This window comes from Enterococcus sp. AZ140, assembly GCF_051714405.1.
GTDB lineage: Bacteria > Bacillota > Bacilli > Lactobacillales > Enterococcaceae > Enterococcus_B > Enterococcus_B pernyi.
In genome coordinates this window covers 1,764,749-1,783,401 of the sequence record NZ_JBIORU010000001.1, presented here as the reverse complement: position 1 = coordinate 1,783,401, position 18,653 = coordinate 1,764,749, and the positions used below count along the sequence as shown (strand labels likewise).

The 18,653-nt window shown below is 39.8% G+C and carries 16 protein-coding genes and 1 pseudogene; 13 read left to right on the top strand and 4 right to left on the bottom strand.

Annotated features, from left to right (window positions below):
- Nucleotides 1-12: 12 nt before the first annotated feature.
- From IGJ39_RS08225 to dnaJ, 7 genes are all read left to right on the top strand, one after another.
- Entirely contained in the window at nucleotides 13-381 is a 369-nt protein-coding gene (locus IGJ39_RS08225; RefSeq protein ID WP_438764440.1) for a hypothetical protein, read from the top strand.
- A 117-nt stretch (nucleotides 382-498) separates the two neighbouring features.
- Nucleotides 499-657: a hypothetical protein gene (locus IGJ39_RS08220; RefSeq protein WP_229048840.1), complete on the top strand. Its 159-nt coding sequence runs from the start codon at nucleotides 499-501 to the stop codon at nucleotides 655-657.
- A 90-nt stretch (nucleotides 658-747) separates the two neighbouring features.
- Nucleotides 748-1,929 carry a radical SAM family heme chaperone HemW gene (gene hemW, locus IGJ39_RS08215; protein ID WP_065096995.1) on the top strand — a complete coding sequence of 394 codons (1,182 nt, stop codon included), beginning with the start codon at nucleotides 748-750 and terminating at the stop codon, nucleotides 1,927-1,929.
- A gap of 233 nt (nucleotides 1,930-2,162) precedes the next feature.
- A complete protein-coding gene (gene hrcA / locus IGJ39_RS08210; protein WP_023519830.1) occupies nucleotides 2,163-3,206 on the top strand; it encodes a heat-inducible transcriptional repressor HrcA in 1,044 nt (347 codons plus the stop codon).
- 79 nt (nucleotides 3,207-3,285) lie between these two features.
- Nucleotides 3,286-3,834 (top strand): nucleotide exchange factor GrpE, encoded by a 549-nt coding sequence (grpE, locus tag IGJ39_RS08205; RefSeq protein ID WP_010735217.1) that lies wholly within the window; start codon nucleotides 3,286-3,288, stop codon nucleotides 3,832-3,834.
- Nucleotides 3,835-3,889: 55 nt separating this feature from the next.
- Nucleotides 3,890-5,719, top strand: a complete 1,830-nt coding sequence (gene dnaK, locus IGJ39_RS08200) for a molecular chaperone DnaK (protein ID WP_010735218.1) — start codon at nucleotides 3,890-3,892, stop codon at nucleotides 5,717-5,719.
- Between the two features lie 354 nt (nucleotides 5,720-6,073).
- Nucleotides 6,074-7,240, top strand: coding sequence for a molecular chaperone DnaJ (gene dnaJ / locus IGJ39_RS08195; RefSeq protein WP_438764436.1), 1,167 nt, complete (start codon nucleotides 6,074-6,076; stop codon nucleotides 7,238-7,240).
- A gap of 28 nt (nucleotides 7,241-7,268) precedes the next feature.
- On the opposite strand, the gene IGJ39_RS08190 is transcribed toward dnaJ, so the two are convergent.
- Complete coding sequence (locus IGJ39_RS08190) at nucleotides 7,269-7,967, bottom strand: HAD family hydrolase (protein ID WP_065096993.1); 699 nt, start codon at nucleotides 7,965-7,967, stop codon at nucleotides 7,269-7,271.
- 10 nt (nucleotides 7,968-7,977) lie between these two features.
- Nucleotides 7,978-8,754 (bottom strand): DeoR/GlpR family DNA-binding transcription regulator, encoded by a 777-nt coding sequence (locus IGJ39_RS08185; protein WP_023519826.1) that lies wholly within the window; start codon nucleotides 8,752-8,754, stop codon nucleotides 7,978-7,980.
- 226 nt (nucleotides 8,755-8,980) lie between these two features.
- Here IGJ39_RS08185 and lacG point away from each other — a divergent pair, with 226 nt between their 5' ends.
- The 5 genes and pseudogenes from lacG to IGJ39_RS08160 all read left to right on the top strand — a co-directional run bounded on the left by lacG (nucleotide 8,981) and on the right by IGJ39_RS08160 (nucleotide 14,062).
- Nucleotides 8,981-10,381, top strand: coding sequence for a 6-phospho-beta-galactosidase (lacG, locus tag IGJ39_RS08180; protein WP_065096992.1), 1,401 nt, complete (start codon nucleotides 8,981-8,983; stop codon nucleotides 10,379-10,381).
- A 16-nt stretch (nucleotides 10,382-10,397) separates the two neighbouring features.
- Nucleotides 10,398-10,709, top strand: a complete 312-nt coding sequence (locus IGJ39_RS08175; protein WP_010735223.1) for a PTS lactose/cellobiose transporter subunit IIA — start codon at nucleotides 10,398-10,400, stop codon at nucleotides 10,707-10,709.
- 18 nt (nucleotides 10,710-10,727) lie between these two features.
- A pseudogene (locus tag IGJ39_RS08170) lies at nucleotides 10,728-12,012 on the top strand (PTS transporter subunit EIIC); the annotation flags it as partial.
- Nucleotides 12,012-12,410, top strand: coding sequence for a lactose/cellobiose PTS transporter subunit IIB (locus IGJ39_RS08165; protein WP_396349502.1), 399 nt, complete (start codon nucleotides 12,012-12,014; stop codon nucleotides 12,408-12,410). The pseudogene IGJ39_RS08170 and the gene IGJ39_RS08165, both read left to right, overlap by 1 nt.
- A 20-nt stretch (nucleotides 12,411-12,430) precedes the next feature.
- Entirely contained in the window at nucleotides 12,431-14,062 is a 1,632-nt protein-coding gene (locus IGJ39_RS08160) for a glycoside hydrolase family 53 protein (RefSeq protein WP_065096990.1), read from the top strand.
- A 60-nt stretch (nucleotides 14,063-14,122) separates the two neighbouring features.
- On the opposite strand, the gene IGJ39_RS08155 is transcribed toward IGJ39_RS08160, so the two are convergent.
- A complete protein-coding gene (locus IGJ39_RS08155) occupies nucleotides 14,123-14,860 on the bottom strand; it encodes an amino acid ABC transporter ATP-binding protein (protein WP_019723724.1) in 738 nt (245 codons plus the stop codon).
- A gap of 1 nt (nucleotide 14,861) precedes the next feature.
- On the bottom strand, nucleotides 14,862-16,355 hold the full coding sequence (locus tag IGJ39_RS08150) for an amino acid ABC transporter substrate-binding protein/permease (RefSeq protein WP_081277475.1): 1,494 nt from the start codon (nucleotides 16,353-16,355) through the stop codon (nucleotides 14,862-14,864).
- Between the two features lie 295 nt (nucleotides 16,356-16,650).
- On the opposite strand from IGJ39_RS08150, the gene uvrB reads away from it, so the two are divergent.
- Nucleotides 16,651-18,645: an excinuclease ABC subunit UvrB gene (uvrB, locus tag IGJ39_RS08145; RefSeq protein ID WP_019723722.1), complete on the top strand. Its 1,995-nt coding sequence runs from the start codon at nucleotides 16,651-16,653 to the stop codon at nucleotides 18,643-18,645.
- The last annotated feature ends 8 nt before the right edge of the window (nucleotides 18,646-18,653 follow it).

Genomic DNA, 18,653 nt, shown 5'->3' with positions numbered 1-18,653 from the left:
AATTTTCAATTAATGGATGCAGAAATGGTAATGGTCATTATTCGAGATATTGCACAAGGAAATGAGTTTGACATACGACCACGTTTTAAAAGAAGTGCCGATCATTCAAAATTAGGAAACGGATTTATGTTTATGTTTCAAGTAATGATGCATCTATGGAATTATGAAAATCTTGAAAAAAAGGTTACATTAAAAGAAAGACCAAAAGAAAGACCAAAAGAAACAACAACAGAAAATGTTTTAACAGCCCCCTCACAAAATAGTGACAAAAAAAGTTTTGCGACCCTTGTAAATAGGGGGAAGATAATCAGTAAGATTAAAAATAGCATGTATACTGGTAAGCAGTTCAAACAACAACTTAGAAGTGAGTTGAACATATAAGTGATATAGAAGCTTTGCTTGTGGCAAAGGGGCAAATAGAGGTAACGTAAATTAGCAGGATTAGCTAAATAATACGGATAAGGATTTATACATACTATTAAACTAGACGGAAAATTTATGGGAAATATAATCATCGTTGCTGTTTTCATACAGCTCAAGGCAATCATGGAACGTGTAGGGCATGCCAACATGAAAACCACACTGGAAATTTACAACCAAGTCTCCACGACAACTAAAGAAAAACTGATCCAAGAAATCGATTCTTGGATTTTTTAGTGGATTTGTTTGTTAAATACGTATAGTATGCGTATATAAGAGTGGTCGAAAAGCGGTACGACTTTTTGACGTAAGGAGAAAGAAAAACTAATGAAAGAAACAAACAAATCCGCAGAACATAAGGTTTCTGCTTATATCCATATCCCATTTTGTGAACATATCTGTTATTACTGTGACTTCAATAAAGTGTTTCTGGAAGGTCAACCAGTGGATGAGTATGTCGAAATGCTACTAAAGGAAATGGCGATCATGATGGAGCGTCGTCCGGTGAATGAATTGGAGACACTGTATGTTGGTGGTGGAACGCCGACTTCTTTATCGGCTAAGCAGCTCGATCGACTATTGTCTGGTGCCAGAGAGATCTTACCTTTTAATGAAGGAAAAGAGTTTACAGTGGAAGCGAATCCTGGTGATTTGACCAGGGAAAAGCTACAAGTAATGAAGAATTATGGGGTCAATCGTTTATCGATGGGGGTCCAGACCTTTGATAATCGCTTATTAAAGAAAATTGGTCGAAAACATACGGCGGAAGATGTCTATGAAACGATGCGATTTTTAGAGGCGGAAAATTTTTCAAATGTCAGCATTGATTTGATCTATGCGTTACCTGGGCAGACGTTAGAAGGCTATCTTGATACTTTGGAGCGGGCATTAGCCTTAGACTTACCTCATTATTCTCTTTATTCATTGATTTTAGAGAATAAAACGATGTTTATGAATTGGGTTCGACAAGGTCGGTTGCAGTTGCCAGATCAAGAGACGGAGACACGGATGTTTGAAGAAACGATTGCGGCGATGGAAAAACACCAACGTCATCAATATGAGATCAGTAACTTTGGTTTAGCTGGTCATGAATCGCAACACAATTTGATGTACTGGAATAATGATCACTATTTCGGTTTTGGCGCAGGGGCAAGTGGCTATCTGGATCATACGCGATATCGAAATAAAGGTCCGATCCAACATTATTTGCGTCCGTTACGTGAAGGTGAGCTACCGGTATTAGAACGTGAAGAGTTATCTCGTAAGAATCAAATCGAGGAAGAGATGTTTCTTGGTTTAAGAAAAAAGGTGGGCATTAAGAAGCAACACTTTTTACAGCGTTATGGTCGATCGATTGAATCGTTGTATCAATCTGTCCTAGATGAGTTAGTAGCAGAAGAGTTGTTAGTGAATGAAGAAGACCGAGTATATTTGACACAAAAAGGAACTTTTTTGGGAAATAATGTCTTCGAACGTTTTTTATTGGATAAGGACTTGATAAACGACTGAATGATTGTTTAAATTTTTTATAACAACGAAATAAAAAAACGATTTTGATCAAGTTTTTTATGATTAAAAGACTGATATGACGGTATTTTAAGCAAGTTGACAATTGATTAGCACTCTCGGTGGCAGAGTGCTAAAAAAGTGGGTTCTTTTCCTTGACACTTTTTAGTCTTCTTGCTATATTTATAAGTGGGTTAGCACTTAGAAGCTAAGAGTGCTAATGAGAGGTGAGAAAGATGTTAACACAGCGACAAAGTGATATTTTACGTCTGATCATCCAAAACTATACGAGTAGTGGGGTGCCCGTTGGTTCCAAAACGTTAATGGCGGAAGGAGTCGAGGCAAGTCCAGCGACGATCCGTAATGATATGAAAGCTTTAGAGGATGAAGGTCTACTTTTAAAGACACATTCTTCTTCTGGACGTATACCGTCTGCGCTAGGTTATCGTTATTATGTGGATCATCTGTTACGACCTGCTCGTGTAGCAAATGATGATTTGCACCAAATTCGACAGTCTTTAAACAAGGAATTCCATGAAATCAACGAAATCATCAAACAATCAGCTGAGATTTTATCTGAGTTGACTAGTTACACTACTTTTTCGTTAGGACCCGAGATTAAAGATCGCCGTTTGACCGGTTTTCGCATCGTGCCATTGAACAGTCGTCAGGTCATTGCAATCGTGGTGACTGATAATGGGAACGTTGAAAGTCAGGTTTTTACTCTTCCTGAAAACTTAGGTAGTCAGGACTTAGAAAAAATGGTTCGTATTGTCAATGACCGTTTGGTAGGTGATCCGTTAGTGACGGTATACAACAAATTACGCACGGAGATCCCGATGATCTTGCATAAATATTTTCAAACAACGGAAGGGATGTCAAATCTCTTTGATACGGTATTGAGTCATGCGTTTGAAGATAAAGTTTATGTGAGTGGCCAAATGAACTTATTGGATTATGAACCACTGCAAGATGTGGATCAGTTCAAGTCAATGTTTTCATTTATGACAGATTCCTATGAACTGACACAGATGATCGTACCGATGGATAGCAAGATACATATCAAAATCGGTTCGGAAATAGGCAATGACCTATTGCAAAATATGAGTATGATCCAAGCGAGTTATGAAATCGTCGGCCATGGACGTGGAACCATCGCATTACTAGGACCAACGAGTATGCCATATTCCAAAATGTTAGGCCTTGTCGATGTCTATCGAAAAGAATTGGCGCACAAACTCGCTGATTATTATCGCACACTTGATCGCTCGGATTTTTAAACAATCACAAAAGTGACTGATCGTTTTTTCGATTTGAGCGATCAAGCATCTGACTGAATAATGAAAGGAAGACTGCATCATGAAAGAAAACCATGAAGAATTAGATCAGGAATTGAATGATACGCAGCTAGATCCAGAAACGGAAGAAGTAGAAGTTTCAGAAGTGGAAGAAGAAGCAAATGAACTTGCAAATCTCCAAGCTGAATTTGATGAAATGGAAGACAAGTTTTTGCGTGCGAGAGCAGAAATCGCTAATATGGCGAATCGTGGCAAAAACGAACGAGAGCAATTGCAAAAATATCGTTCACAAGATTTAGCCAAAAAATTATTACCTTCGATCGACAACTTGGAACGTGCCTTAGCGACAGAAGTATCTGACGAACAAGGTGCAAGTTTGAAAAAAGGTGTCGAGATGGTTCTTGAAAGTTTGAAACATGCATTGAAGGAAGAGGGGATCGAAAAAATCCCTGCAAAAGGTGAACCTTTTGATCCGACATTGCATCAAGCAGTTCAGACCGTACCAGCAACAGATGAATTACCTGCTGATACGATCGTTGAAGTGTTACAAGAAGGCTATAAATTACATGACCGCGTATTGAGACCGACAATGGTTATCGTTGCGCAATAAAGTCATGATGGAATAGAAACAAACAACTTAGTAATAAGATAAGGAGACGTTGATTATGAGTAAAATTATCGGAATTGACTTAGGTACTACAAACTCAGCAGTAGCTGTATTAGAAGGAAATGAAGCAAAAATCATTGCAAACCCAGAAGGAAACCGTACAACACCTTCTGTTGTGTCATTTAAAAATGGGGAGATCCAAGTAGGGGAAGTAGCAAAACGTCAAGCAGTAACAAACCCTAATACGATTTCTTCCATCAAACGCCATATTGGTGAAGCTGGTTATAAAGTGGATGTTGAAGGTAAATCATATACACCACAAGAAATCTCTGCAATGATCTTACAATACATCAAAGGATTCGCAGAAGATTATTTAGGCGAAAAAGTAGAAAAAGCAGTTATCACTGTTCCTGCATACTTCAACGACGCACAACGTCAAGCAACTAAAGATGCTGGTAAAATTGCAGGTTTAGAAGTAGAGCGTATTGTCAATGAACCGACTGCGGCAGCGCTAGCTTATGGTTTAGACAAAACAGATCGCGATGAAAAAATCTTAGTATTTGACCTTGGTGGTGGTACATTCGACGTATCGATCCTTGAATTAGGCGATGGCGTATTCGACGTATTATCTACTGCTGGAGACAACCATTTAGGTGGAGATGACTTTGATAACAAAATCATTGATCATATGGTTGCTGAATTCAAAAAAGAAAATGGCATTGATTTAGGTCAAGATAAAATGGCTTTACAACGTTTGAAAGACGCTGCTGAAAAAGCGAAAAAAGATCTTTCAGGTGTTTCAAGCACTCAAATCAGCTTGCCATTTATCACAGCTGGCGATGCTGGTCCATTGCACTTAGAAATGACATTGACTCGTGCAAAATTTGATGAATTGACAGCTGACTTAGTGGAACGTACGAAAGTTCCTGTACGTCAAGCATTGAAAGATGCTGGTTTGTCACAATCAGAAATCGATGAAGTGATTTTAGTCGGTGGTTCAACGCGTATTCCTGCGGTTGTTGAAGCTGTAAGAAAAGAAACAGGAAAAGAACCAAACAAATCAGTAAACCCTGATGAAGTTGTAGCGATGGGTGCGGCAATCCAAGGTGGCGTGATCACTGGTGATGTAAAAGACGTTGTTTTACTAGACGTAACACCATTATCATTAGGTATCGAAACGATGGGTGGCGTATTTACAAAATTGATCGATCGTAATACAACAATCCCAACAAGTAAATCACAAGTATTCTCAACAGCTGCGGATAACCAACCTGCGGTAGATATCCATGTATTACAAGGGGAACGCCCAATGGCTGCGGATAACAAAACATTAGGTCGCTTCCAATTGACAGATATTCCAGCTGCACCACGCGGTATCCCTCAAATCGAAGTAACATTCGATATTGATAAAAATGGTATCGTAAATGTATCTGCCAAAGATCTAGGTACACAAAAAGAACAAAAAATCACGATCAAATCTTCTTCAGGTCTAACAGACGAAGAAATCGAACGTATGGTGAAAGATGCTGAATCTAATGCAGAAGCAGACAAAGCACGTAAAGAAGAAGTGGATCTACGTAACGATGTCGATGCATTGCTATTCTCAGTTGATAAAACCTTGAAAGAATTAGAAGGTAAAGTTGACGAAGAAGAAGTGAAAAAAGCTGAGGCAGCTCGTGACGAGTTGAAAGCTGCAGTAGAAGCAAACAACATCGAAGAAATGAAAACAAAACGTGATGCGTTGAACGAAATCGTGCAAAACTTGACAGTTAAATTATATGAACAAGCGGCACAACAACAAGCTCAAGAAAATCCTGAAGCTGCCCAAGGCGGAGCGGATGATGTCGTAGATGCTGATTTTGAAGAAGTCGATGACGACAAAAAATAATCAGTTCATTTAGTTTCACTTAAAGAGATCAAGTCCCGCTTAGAATAAGCCGAAGAATTCGAAAATAGCTTCTCATATTTTCGCGATTCTTCGGCTTATTTCCGAGGGAATAATCTTGTATCACTTTATTTTATACAGTTTAGAAGCATCACTAGGGTAAAGTAACAAGTCATCAGTTATGATTTTTCTTTGGATCAAGAAGAGAAATGCTTTCTTTTCTTCATGCCATAGAAATCAATGATCGATTTTTTCTTCTTTAGTCGATACTTCGAAATTTCCGGTTTTTGTTTCGATCAAAGTGTGATATGATAACAAACGACGTGGAAATGAAGAGAACCAATAGGAGGAAAGCCTATGGCAACAAAACGTGATTATTACGAAGTCTTGGGGCTATCAAAGGGAGCTTCAGAAGACGAAATAAAAAAAGCTTATCGAAAGTTATCAAAGAAATACCATCCAGATATCAATAAAGAGCCTGATGCTGATGAAAAATTCAAAGAAGTTTCCGAGGCTTATGAGATTTTAAGTGATCCACAAAAACGTGCGGCTTACGATCAATACGGACATGCCGGAACTGATCCTAATTATGGCGCTGGTGGCGGCGGCTTTGGTGGCTTTGGCGGCTTCTCCGGTGGTGGAGCTGGCTTTGGTGGATTTGAAGATATTTTTGATTCGTTTTTTGGCGGTGGTGGAAGATCTGTTGATCCAAATGCCCCTCGTCAAGGATCAGATCTACAATATACAGTCAATTTATCCTTTGAAGAAGCAATCTTTGGGGTAGAAAAAGAAATCAAATACAATCGTGAAGAAATTTGTCACACGTGTAGCGGAAATGGTGCAAAACCAGGAACACAACCAATGACTTGTCATAAATGTCATGGTTCTGGAACGATCAATGTGGAACGTCAAACGCCACTTGGTCGTGTGATGAGCCGCCAAACTTGTGATGTGTGTCGAGGCACTGGGAAAGAAATCAAAGAACCATGTCCAACTTGTCATGGCTCTGGTCATGAGAAGAAAGCACATACGGTCAAAGTGAATGTACCAGCCGGTGTGGAAGAAGGACAACAAATGCGCTTAGCAGGACAAGGTGAAGCAGGCGAAAATGGAGGCCCATTCGGAGATTTATACGTGGTCTTCCGAGTAGAAGAAAGTGATATCTTCGATCGCGATGGCTCAGAGATCTATTATGAGTTACCATTAAGCTTCGTGCAAGCAGCATTAGGCGATGAAGTACAAGTGCCAACTGTTCATGGGGATGTCAAATTGAAAATCCCTGCTGGTACGCAAACGGGAACGAACTTCCGTTTACGTGGCAAAGGAGCGCCGCGTTTACGTGGTGGTTCTACAGGGGACCAACATGTACGTGTGAAATTGATTACACCTAAAAACCTTAATGAGGAACAGCGTGAAGCTTTACGTGCGTTTGCTAAAGCAGGCGGCATGCATGTTCAAGAGCAACAAGAAGATGGTTTTTTTGATAAAGTAAAAGATGCGTTTGGCGGAAAAAAACGTAAATAAATACAAAAAAAGATAGACGATCATACGTCTATCTTTTTTTTGGTGAAGTTGCAGTGGAGAAGAAATTGAGATAGAAATCATCAAAATTCTCTATCACACCATCTTTTCTTAGTTCTTTATTGGAGAATAACTGGCGATTTTTTCCAAATGGATCAATGGCGATGATCGTACCGATATTTGCACGCTTGGCTGCTAAAAGTCCAGAATAAGCATCTTCAATGACCAAGCAGTCTTTTGGTTCAAGAGCCAATTTTTGGGCAGCTTTGATAAAGATATCAGGTTGTGGTTTACCTGGAAAAGTATTATCATCGTAAACGACTTGATCAAATTCAAACCATCGTGCTAAATCGAAAATCTCGAAATAAAATTCAACGTTATCTTTGACTGTCGCTGTAGCGATCGTGATCGGGAAATCCTCCTCTTTCAATATATCCAAAGTACCGATCAATCCCTGCGTAAGCACTAAATCATCCGGTTTTTCTAAGCAAAGAGTGCGATAATATGCCTCTTTCTCGTTTGATAGTTTCTCGACTTCTTTCTTAGATAGAGTAGGTGAGATAAAATAATTCAATATCTCGCTATTGGTACGTCCATGGATATTTTTAACAATGTCTTCATCAGAAAGCTCTTTTTTAGAATAATGATGGATCATTTGGACCCAAGCTGCTTCATGTAAATGGGAGTCTTGGAACATCGTCCCGTTAAAATCAAAAATAATTCCTTTCATACGTTCACTCCTAAAGTTCATTTTCTAGCGATTCCGCTAATTTTATTTGGACATATTGCGAATAATGATCTTTCACATGTGACTTGATGTGTGGATCAGTAATCAATAAATCGAAATCATGTAATTGATAAAAGATATAAAAGTCATCGCGATTAAATTTTTGGTGATCCACTAATAAGTATTTATTTTTCGAATGGTTCAATGCAATTTGTTGGGCTTCGCCTTCTTCAGTACTATAGGTTGAGATTGCTTCATTATGCACACCGTTAGCGCTGATAAAAGATTTGGTGAACTTCAGTTTTCTGAGGTTATCGTTGGTGATGGGGCCGACAAATGCACCAGTGTTTTTTCGAAAATCGCCACCGATCAACAAAATTTCGGGAACTTCTGCTTGGGCTAACACTTCAAAAACGGCGTAATTATTCGTAATGATCCGTAGTTTTCTGTGGATCAAGTGAGAAGCTAATAACTCGATCGTCGTGCCTGGGCCCAAAAAGACTGTATCACCTTCATTGATCAACTGTGCAGCAGTTGCTGCAATCTGTTGCTTTTCTTTGATTTGCATGACTGATTTTTCTGTATGTGATAATTCTTGGTCGAGGGTATAGGTAAGACTTTGGGCCCCGCCATGGATACGCAATAATTTTCCTGACTTTTCTAGCTCATCCAAATCTCGACGAACGGTCATATCAGAGACATTCAATTGTTCGATGATCTCACTGACCGTTAAAATTCCTTTTTTATTCACCATCTCACTAATTGTTAGTAAGCGCTCTCTTTTTAACATCTAATCACTCCCAATTCACAAATAATCTACCATAGAATAGAATGGAGGTCAACAAAAACAAACATGTACAAACAAAAATAATCAACCTAAACAAACAATTGCCACTTTTATTTCAAATAAATGCAATTTATTGATTGAATTTGTTTGTTTTTGTTGACAAATGTTTTGAATGCGATTACAATTCGTGTTGTTATATAAATTAGTAGACAAGAAGGTAGGGGAAGAGATGCTGAAATTACCAGAAGATTTTATTTTTGGCGGAGCAACAGCGGCATACCAAGTAGAAGGTGCAACAAAAGAAGGCGGAAAAGGTGAAGTTGCTTGGGACGAGTTTTTAGAGAAACAAGGAAGATTCAGTCCTGATCCGGCAAGTGATTTCTATCATCAATATGAAAAAGATATTGAATTATGTGAGAAGTTTGGTGTGAATGGGTTACGTTTATCCATTGCGTGGAGTCGTATTTTTCCTGATGGAACTGGGAAAGTCAATGAAGAGGGTGTGGCATTTTACCATAAGGTCTTTGCAGCTTGTGAGAAACATGGTGTACTTCCTTTTGTGACGCTCCATCATTTTGATACTCCGAAAGTTTTATTTGATCAAGGTGATTTTTTAAATAGAGACAATATAGAAGCATTTGTTGCATATGCAAAATTTTGCTTTGAAGAATTTAAAGAAGTGCGCTACTGGAGTACCTTCAACGAGATTTATCCAGTGGCAACGAATCAATATTTATTAGGGATTTTCCCACCAGGAATCACCTATGATTTTACCAAAATCATTGCTTGTTTGCATAACATGATGTATGCGCACGCAAGAGTGGTGAACTTGTTCAAGGACGAGGGATACGCCGGTGAAATTGGTGTGGTTCATTCCTTGGAAACGAAATATCCTGCATCGGACGCTTTGGAAGATCAACATGCAGCATTCTTAGATGATGCGTTGTCGATCCGTTTTCTCTTAGATGCCACTTATTTAGGATATTACTCTGATGAAACATTGTCAGCACTTGCTGAGATTTGTGAAGCGAACGACGCAAGCTATGAGTTTCCTGAAGAGGATCTGGCGGAGATGAAGCGTGCCTCACATCGTAATGATTACTTGGGGATCAACCATTATCAATGCCACTTTGTCAAAGCGTATCATGGAGAGAATGCAATTCATCATAATGGCACAGGGGACAAAGGAACTTCTGTTTATAAAGTAAAAGGAATTGGGGAACGGATCTATAAAGAAGGAATCCCTCGAACGGATTGGGACTGGTTGATCTATCCAGAAGGGTTATATGATCTATTGTTACGTATCAAGGAAGATTATCCCCACTACAATAAAATCTACATCACTGAAAATGGGATGGGATTCAAAGATCAGTTCGATGATGGTGTGATCATGGACCAACCACGGATCAAATATTTGAAAGTTTATTTAGAATCATTGAGCCAAGCTATATCTGCTGGAGTCAACGTGAAAGGCTATTTCCTATGGTCGTTAATGGATTTGTTCTCTTGGTCAAATGGTTACAACAAACGATACGGACTCTTCTATGTCGATTTCGAAACACAAAAACGTTACCCTAAAGAGTCCGCCTATTGGTACAAATTCGTCAGTGAAACAAAAACAATCATTTAAGTTGGAGGAATGGAAGATGAATAAAGAAGAATTGCAAATGTTAGGTTTTGAGATCGTGGCTTATTCAGGGGATGCACGTAGTACGTTACTCACATTATTAAGAGAAGTACGTCAAGGGAAATTTGATCGTGTGGAAGAAGCCTTGAAGGATGCAGATGAGAATTTGACATTAGCCCATAATTCACAAACAAAGATCTTAGCAGAAGAAGCTTCAGGAAAAGATATGGATATGGGATTTATTTTTATCCATGGACAAGATCACTTGATGACTACTTTATTGCTAAGAGATTTGATCCAAGATTTCATTGAGTTATATAAAAACAAATAATCACTAGGAGTGAAAAGCATGAATGGGATCATCAAGCAAATTGAAAAAGGCAAACCGATCTTTGAAAAAATCTCACGTAATATATACTTAGGTGCGGTCAGAGATGGATTCTTGACGGCTATGCCTGCAATTTTATTTTCAAGTATCTTTATTTTGATTGCGGCAGTTCCTGAGATTTTTGGTTTTCAATGGCCAGAAGGAGTATCGACCTGGTTATGGAAAATCTACAATTATTCGATGGGGGTCGTGGGCATATTAGTTTCTACAACGACTGCACGTTGTTTAGCTGAATCGATGAATCGGAGAATGCCGAAAAATAAAATCATCAATACCACATCGGTGATGCTTGCTTCTTTAGTTAGTTTCTTATTGTTGAGTGTCTCACCGATCGAAGGTGGTTTTTCAACGGAATATATGGGGACGAAAGGATTACTTGCATCGTTCATCGCTGCATTTATTACTGTAAACATTTATAAGTTTTGTGTACGAAAAGATATTACGATCAAGATGCCAAAAGAGGTACCAGGAACGATTTCTCAAACGTTCCGCGATATTTTTCCATTTTCATTTTCGGTCTTTGCCGCCGTTTTGGTCGACTTAGCTGCACGTAGTCTTTTTGGTATCTCTTTTGCAGAGGCTATCATCACTTTATTACAACCGCTATTTACAGCAGCAGATGGCTATTTGGGGATAGCCGTGATCTGGGGTGCTATGGCATTTTTCTGGTTTGTTGGTGTGCATGGCCCATCGATTGTTGAACCAGCGATTGCAGCGATCATTTATGCGAATGTCGAAACCAATTTACAACTGTTTAATTCTGGGGAACAAGCTTCACATGTATTGACTGTTGGTTTAGGAAATTTTGTCGGAACGATGGGTGGAACAGGTGCGACTTTAGTCGTTCCGTTTATCTTTTTGCTGTTTGCAAAATCCAAACAGTTAAAAGCTGTCGGTAAAGCTTCAGTTATTCCAGTCAGCTTTGCTGTGAATGAGCCGTTGTTGTTTGCGGCACCGATGATTTTGAATCCGTATTTCTTTGTTCCGTTTTTATTGACACCGATTGTAAACGTTTGCTTGTTCAAGTTTTTTGTTGATGTATTTGGAATGAATAGTTTCATGTATGTCTTACCTTGGGCAACGCCAGCGCCGATTGGACTAGTCTTAGGAACCGGCATGGGGGTTTTGGCGTTTGTATTAGCCGCCGTCTTGATTCTCGTCGACTTTGCAATCTACTTCCCATTCTGTAAGGCGTATGATGCAACGTTAGTCGAGCAAGAAGCACGACAAGCAGAACAAGTAGCCATGCAAGAAAACGAAACAAAAGTGACTGTGACGATTCCGGCGAATGAAGGATTGGCAACAGAAGCGAGTTCTTTGGCTGATTCAGGTAAAGAAATCAATGTATTAGTTTTATGCGCAGGTGCAGGTACAAGTGCGATGCTTGCAAATGCCTTGAAAGAAGGAGCAAAAGAATTTGATGCACCAATCAGTGCTTTAGCAGGTGCTTATGGTTCTCATTACGAGATGATGGAAGACTTTGATATGATCGTCTTGGCGCCGCAAGTCCAATCTTACTATGAGGATATCAAGGAAGACACAGATCGTTTAGGGATTAAATTGGTTGCCACAAAAGGTGCAGAATACATTGGTTTGACAAGAGATCCTGAGAAAGCTGTTCGGTTTGTTTTAGATCAATTTTAAATCAAAGGAGAGATCGTTAAATGAACAAAGTAAAAGGTTGGCGAGTGTTGGTTGTCGGATTATTTGTTTCATTAGTCAGTGTGGCATTAGGTTCGAGGCAAGTGGAGGCAAAGGAATTGATACGAGGAGCAGATATCTCGATATTAGCAGATATGGAAAAATCTGGTGCAGGATATTACGAAAATGGTGTGAAAAAAGATGCATTACAGATTCTAAAGAACAATGGCGTCAACTATGTTCGTTTGCGATTATGGCAAGATCCTTATGATGATCAAGGGAATTCATATGGTGCAGGCACGAATGATTTGAAAACAACGATTGCTTTGGCGAAACGTGCGAAAAACCTAGGATTGAAAGTGTTACTTGATTTTCATTATAGTGATTTCTGGGTGGACCCTGGCAAACAAAACCTACCGAAAGCATGGGAAAACTTTAGCTTAGAGCAACTTGATGCAGCCTTATACGGTTATACGAAAAGTGTATTGACAGAAATGAAAAACAATGGCGTATATCCTGATATGGTCCAGATAGGCAATGAATTGAACAGCGGCATGCTTTGGCCTTATGGGAAGTCATGGGGTGAAGGTGGTGGCGAGTTTGATCGATTAGCCACTTTCTTGAAGTCTGGGATTCGGGGAGTAAAAGAAACACAACCAGTCGACACGCCAATCATGCTACATTTAGCTGATGGTGGAGATACAGATGTCTTTACTTGGTGGTTTGATGAGATTACAAAACGTGGGGTAGATTACGATTTGATCGGCCTGTCCTATTATCCTTATTGGCATGGCTCGATGAATGCCTTGCAAACGACAATGAACACGATCAGTGCCAGATATGATAAAGAAGTCAATGTGGTTGAGACTGCGTATGGACACACAACTGCCAATGCGGATAGTATGCCCAATGCTTTTGGGCCTGAACAGGAAATTGCAGGAGGCTATGCGGCAACACCAGCAGGTCAAAGAGAATATTTGAATGATTTGGTGACCCGTATCCAAACCGTACCAAATGAGAAAGGAAACGGATTCTTCTACTGGGAACCTCTATGGTATAACGGCAATGTCTCTTGGGCAACAGCTGCTGGAATGAACTATTTAGGCGTACAATCTCAAACAGGCAATGAGTGGGACAACCAAGCGATGTTTGATTTCAATGGGCAAGCACTTCCTAGCTTAAAGGCATTTCAAGAAGCAGGGAGACAGCAAAATCTTCTGAAAAATCCTAGTTTTGAAAATGACGGTTTCACGAACGCACCGTCCAATTGGTCGGTGTGGCGAGGCAATGGCGCAGCAATCGATACATTGAAAACTGAAACTGGTGGGTTTTCCGGAACGTATAAAGCAACCTTTTGGGATGATCAAGCGTATCAAATGTCGATATATCAAACGGTTAATGGATTAAGCAAGGGAACCTACACATTAACTGCTTATACTATGGCAGGCGGCGATTTGACCACTAGTCAGGTGTATGTCAAAAATCATGGTGGGAAAGAACTGAAGGCTTCGATCACTAAAAGTGTCGAGTGGACGAAGGTAACGATCAAAGATATCCCGGTTACTTCCGGCACGAGTGAGATTGGCATTTATGTTGATACAAAAGCGCAAGGATGGGTATCGGTGGATCATGTAACATTCGTTAAAAATCAATAGTAAAAAGCCCCTAAGGACGCTTGGTTTTTCCAGACGTTCTTAGAGGCTTTTTTTAGTCGATCAGATATCTAATACTTTATCCAAGAAATCTTTCGTTCGCTCATTTTGCGGATTTTCAAAGATTTGTTGTGGTGTGCCATCTTCAAGGAAGTTGCCGCCATCTATAAACATGACACGGTTAGCGACTTCTTTAGCAAAGCCCATTTCATGTGTCACGATGACCATAGTCATTCCTTGTTTCGCTAATTTTTTCATGACATTCAATACATCGCCGACCATTTCTGGGTCCAAGGCTGAAGTAGGTTCATCAAAGAGCATGATATCGGGATTCATAGCTAATGCACGAGCGATAGCAACCCGTTGTTTTTGTCCACCAGATAAGTTATCTGGGTACATATCTTTTTTGTCTTCTAAGCCAACGGTTTCTAATAATTTGATTGCTTTTTTCTCTGCTTCCTCACGAGAGAGTTTCTTTAGATCCATCGGTGCTAAAACGATGTTTTCCAACACAGAAAGATGTGGGAAAAGATTGAAATGCTGGAATACCATGCCAATATGTTGTCTTACTAAGTTGATATCTGTGTTTTTATCCATCAAATGAGCACCATCAATGATGATATCACCGGATGTCGGATCTTCTAAACGGTTCAAACAACGTAAAAAAGTACTTTTACCTGAACCAGAAGGTCCGATCACACAAACAACATCGCCTTCATTGATCGACACGTTGATGTCGTTCAAGACAGTGTTGTCTCCATATTTTTTTACAAGATGTTCGACTAAGATTTTTTCTGTCATCTTATTTCACCTTCTTTTCTAAAACTTTCGCGAATTTCGTCAATGCAGTGATCAAGATCAAGTACATTACTGCGATGATCAAGTAAACATACGTACTTTGAGTGGTCCGAGCAACGATGATTCGTCCAGTTTGTAACAACTCGACCACACCGATCGCTGAAATGATCGTCGTATCTTTCAATGAGATCACGAATTGGTTGACAAACGATGGAATCATGATTTTAAATGCTTGTGGTAAAATGATTTTTTGCATCGTACGGTTATAAGACAGACCTAAACTTCGTGAAGCTTCCATTTGTCCTGTAGGAACAGCGTTGATCCCGCCGCGTACGATTTCGGCGATATAGGCACTCGCGTTCAAGGTCAATGTGATGATCCCTGCAATAAAGTCAGGAATCGTAAAGCCGACGATACTTGGTAGACCGAAAAAGATGAAGAAAGCAAGTACCATCATCGGGATTCCACGAATGATATCTACATAGATGCTGGCAACTGTTCGTAAGGCGCGGATCGGTGCAACACTGAAAAGACCGAAGATTACGCCGACAACTAAAGCTAGTGCAAATGAAATCAAGGTTAATAGGATCGTTTGCCATAAGCCTTTCAATAGCGCTTTGTAATTGTTTTGGATCAAGCCAGTCAATGTCGATTCATCAACAGCTGGTGCTGCTGCACTTTCGTCTGTAGAGATGTATTGATTGATGATCTCGTCATATTGACCTGTTCGTTTTAATTCTTTTAATCCTTCGTTGAACATTTGTAATAATTCAGGATTTTCTCCTTTTTTCACTGCGAAACCATAAGAGCCACCAGTTTCTCGTTCGATCGGCGTTTCTAATTCCTGACCATTTTTGATCGCATAACCGATTACTGGATAGTCATCCATCATTGCGTCAATTGCTCCGACTCTCAAACTGTCATATAGCTGATCTGCAGCATCGAAATATTTGATTTCGTAGCCATATTTCTCTTGGTTAGCGACCAAGAAATCTGCACTTTCGGTACCGACTTTCGCACCGACTGTTTTTCCATCTAAGTCTTCATAAGACTTGATCGAAGTATTGCCTTTTTTGACTGCGATTTGGATACCACTTTGGAAATAAGGGTCTGAAAAATCAAACGTTTTTTTACGTTCATCGGTAATCGTCATCCCCGCGATCATTCCATCTGCTTGTCCAGATTCCAATGCTTGTAACGCAGCAGAGAAACCGCGGAAGTCCATGCGGATATTGAACCCATGCATTTCTGATATAGCTTCCATTAAGCTGACATCGATCCCCACATATTCGCCATCCGCATTTTGATACTCGAATGGAGCGAAGGCCGAATCACTTGCAATCACATAAACGTCTTTTTTAGGTTCTATTTTTTGCATTGTCTCGCTAGTTGCTGTAGTCGATTGCGTCTCATCAGCTTGCACAGGCGTGTGCAGAGCGAATGTAACAAGTCCTGTCATTATGAAAAGGAATGTCTGTAACCTGTTTCTTTTTTTCATAAATAACCTCCTATATAAATTTCGATAATTTCCAATATTTAACTATTATAGGCGAAAAGATATTCCTAACACAAGATTCCAAGAAAAAATAATTCAAAAAAGTAGCGGTTTGTTACATGGTATGTAAGAAAATATGACATACGATAAAAGGAAGAGATGACCTTTAAGATCTGAAACTTTCAATTGGCGAAAGTATGTTCGCCGTGATATAATAGAAGAACAAGGAATGCCTTTGCTTTCCTTTTCTTTTTTTTGATGAAATGAGAGAAGGAATGAACGAAAAGGAGGACGAACAATGATTGAAAGAGATACCTCCCGTCATTTTGAGTTGGTGTCAAAATACCAACCAGCCGGCGATCAACCAGAAGCGATCAAGCAGTTGGTCGAAGGTGTAAATGAGGGTAAAAAAGCGCAGATTTTATTAGGTGCGACCGGAACAGGGAAAACCTATACGATATCTAATTTGATCGAAAAAGTAAATAAACCAACTTTGATCATTGCACATAATAAGACACTAGCTGGCCAATTATATGGGGAATTCAAAGAGTTCTTTCCGAATAATGCGGTCGAATATTTTGTTTCTTACTATGATTATTATCAACCAGAAGCCTATGTACCTTCGAGTGATACGTACATTGAAAAAGATTCAAGTGTCAACGATGAAATCGATAAATTGCGTCATTCCGCCACAAGTTCATTGTTAGAACGAAATGACGTGATCGTGATTGCTTCGGTTTCTTGTATTTTTGGATTAGGTTCACCATTCGAATATCAAAAACAAGTCGTGTCGATCAGACAAGGTGCGGAGATGGACCGTAATCAATTGATCCGAGATCTAGTCAGCATCCAATTTGAGCGAAACGATATTGATTTTCAGCGCGGTCGTTTTCGAGTGCGTGGTGATGTCGTGGAGATCTTTCCAGCTTCACGTGATGAGCGAGCATTACGCGTGGAATTTTTTGGTGATGAGGTCGAAAGAATCCGTGAAGTGAATGCGTTGACAGGTGAAGTATTAGGCGAAACAGAACACGTCGCTATTTTCCCAGCCACTCACTTTGTGACCGATGACGATCATATGGAACATGCGGTCGCAAATATCAAAGCAGAACTGGAACAACGCTTGACTGTGTTACGTAATGAGAACAAATTACTAGAGGCGCAACGCTTAGAACAACGGACGAACTATGACATCGAGATGATGTTAGAGATGGGCTATACTTCTGGGATCGAAAACTATTCACGTCATATGGATGGTCGTAAAGAAGGCGAACCGCCTTATACGTTATTAGATTTCTTCCCTGAGGATGCGCTGATGGTCATTGATGAATCTCATGTGACGATGCCACAGATCCGTGGAATGTATAACGGAGACCGTGCGAGAAAACAAATGCTAGTCGATTATGGCTTTCGCTTGCCATCTGCACTAGATAACCGTCCTTTACGTCTAGAAGAATTTGAGAAACATGTCAATCAGATCGTCTATGTTTCTGCTACTCCGGGACCTTATGAGTACGAACAAACAGATACAGTGGTCCAACAAATCATTCGACCAACAGGATTATTAGACCCAGTCATCGAAGTACGACCGATCATGGGTCAAATCGATGATCTAGTAGGTGAAATCAATGAACGGGTCGAAAAAGATCAACGGGTGTTCGTGACCACGTTGACGAAAAAGATGTCAGAAGACTTGACCGATTACTTCAAAGAGCTAGGGATCAAAGTGAAATACTTGCATAGTGATATCAAAACATTAGAACGAACAGAGATCATTCGCGACCTTCGTTTAGGTGAGTTCGATGTATTAGTTGGTATCAACTTACTACGTGAAGGATTAGATGTCCCTGAAGTATCGTTAGTTGCTATTTTAGATGCCGATAAAGAAGGGTTCTTACGAAGTGAACGTTCGTTAGTCCAAACTATCGGACGTGCGGCACGTAACTCAGAAGGTAAAGTCATCATGTATGCGGACAGAGTCACTGATTCTATGCGTTTGGCCATGGACGAAACGTCAAGACGTCGTAGTATCCAGCAACAATACAATGAGGAACATGGTATCGTTCCGAAAACGATCATCAAAGAAATCCGAGACTTGATCTCGATTACGAAAGAGTCAGAAGATGATGCAAAAGAAACGGTACAAGTTTCTTATGAAGAGATGACAAGAGAAGAAAAAGCAACACTATTGATGAAACTAGAAAAAGAAATGAAAGATGCAGCGAAAGCATTGGATTTCGAGACCGCAGCCAATGTGCGTGATATGATTCTTGAATTAAAAGCATCTGAGTAGGGGGTAAA

What these genes read in the sequence shown, in the direction of transcription:
- IGJ39_RS08225 (WP_438764440.1), top strand. Translation starts at nt 13, where the DNA reads ATGGATGCAGAAATGGTAATGGTCATTATTCGAGATATTGCACAAGGA.
- IGJ39_RS08220 (WP_229048840.1), top strand. Translation starts at nt 499, where the DNA reads ATGGGAAATATAATCATCGTTGCTGTTTTCATACAGCTCAAGGCAATC.
- hemW (WP_065096995.1), top strand. Translation starts at nt 748, where the DNA reads ATGAAAGAAACAAACAAATCCGCAGAACATAAGGTTTCTGCTTATATC.
- hrcA (WP_023519830.1), top strand. Translation starts at nt 2,163, where the DNA reads ATGTTAACACAGCGACAAAGTGATATTTTACGTCTGATCATCCAAAAC.
- grpE (WP_010735217.1), top strand. Translation starts at nt 3,286, where the DNA reads ATGAAAGAAAACCATGAAGAATTAGATCAGGAATTGAATGATACGCAG.
- dnaK (WP_010735218.1), top strand. Translation starts at nt 3,890, where the DNA reads ATGAGTAAAATTATCGGAATTGACTTAGGTACTACAAACTCAGCAGTA.
- dnaJ (WP_438764436.1), top strand. Translation starts at nt 6,074, where the DNA reads ATGGCAACAAAACGTGATTATTACGAAGTCTTGGGGCTATCAAAGGGA.
- IGJ39_RS08190 (WP_065096993.1), bottom strand. Translation starts at nt 7,967, where the DNA reads ATGAAAGGAATTATTTTTGATTTTAACGGGACGATGTTCCAAGACTCC.
- IGJ39_RS08185 (WP_023519826.1), bottom strand. Translation starts at nt 8,754, where the DNA reads ATGTTAAAAAGAGAGCGCTTACTAACAATTAGTGAGATGGTGAATAAA.
- lacG (WP_065096992.1), top strand. Translation starts at nt 8,981, where the DNA reads ATGCTGAAATTACCAGAAGATTTTATTTTTGGCGGAGCAACAGCGGCA.
- IGJ39_RS08175 (WP_010735223.1), top strand. Translation starts at nt 10,398, where the DNA reads ATGAATAAAGAAGAATTGCAAATGTTAGGTTTTGAGATCGTGGCTTAT.
- IGJ39_RS08165 (WP_396349502.1), top strand. Translation starts at nt 12,012, where the DNA reads ATGCAAGAAAACGAAACAAAAGTGACTGTGACGATTCCGGCGAATGAA.
- IGJ39_RS08160 (WP_065096990.1), top strand. Translation starts at nt 12,431, where the DNA reads ATGAACAAAGTAAAAGGTTGGCGAGTGTTGGTTGTCGGATTATTTGTT.
- IGJ39_RS08155 (WP_019723724.1), bottom strand. Translation starts at nt 14,860, where the DNA reads ATGACAGAAAAAATCTTAGTCGAACATCTTGTAAAAAAATATGGAGAC.
- IGJ39_RS08150 (WP_081277475.1), bottom strand. Translation starts at nt 16,355, where the DNA reads ATGAAAAAAAGAAACAGGTTACAGACATTCCTTTTCATAATGACAGGA.
- uvrB (WP_019723722.1), top strand. Translation starts at nt 16,651, where the DNA reads ATGATTGAAAGAGATACCTCCCGTCATTTTGAGTTGGTGTCAAAATAC.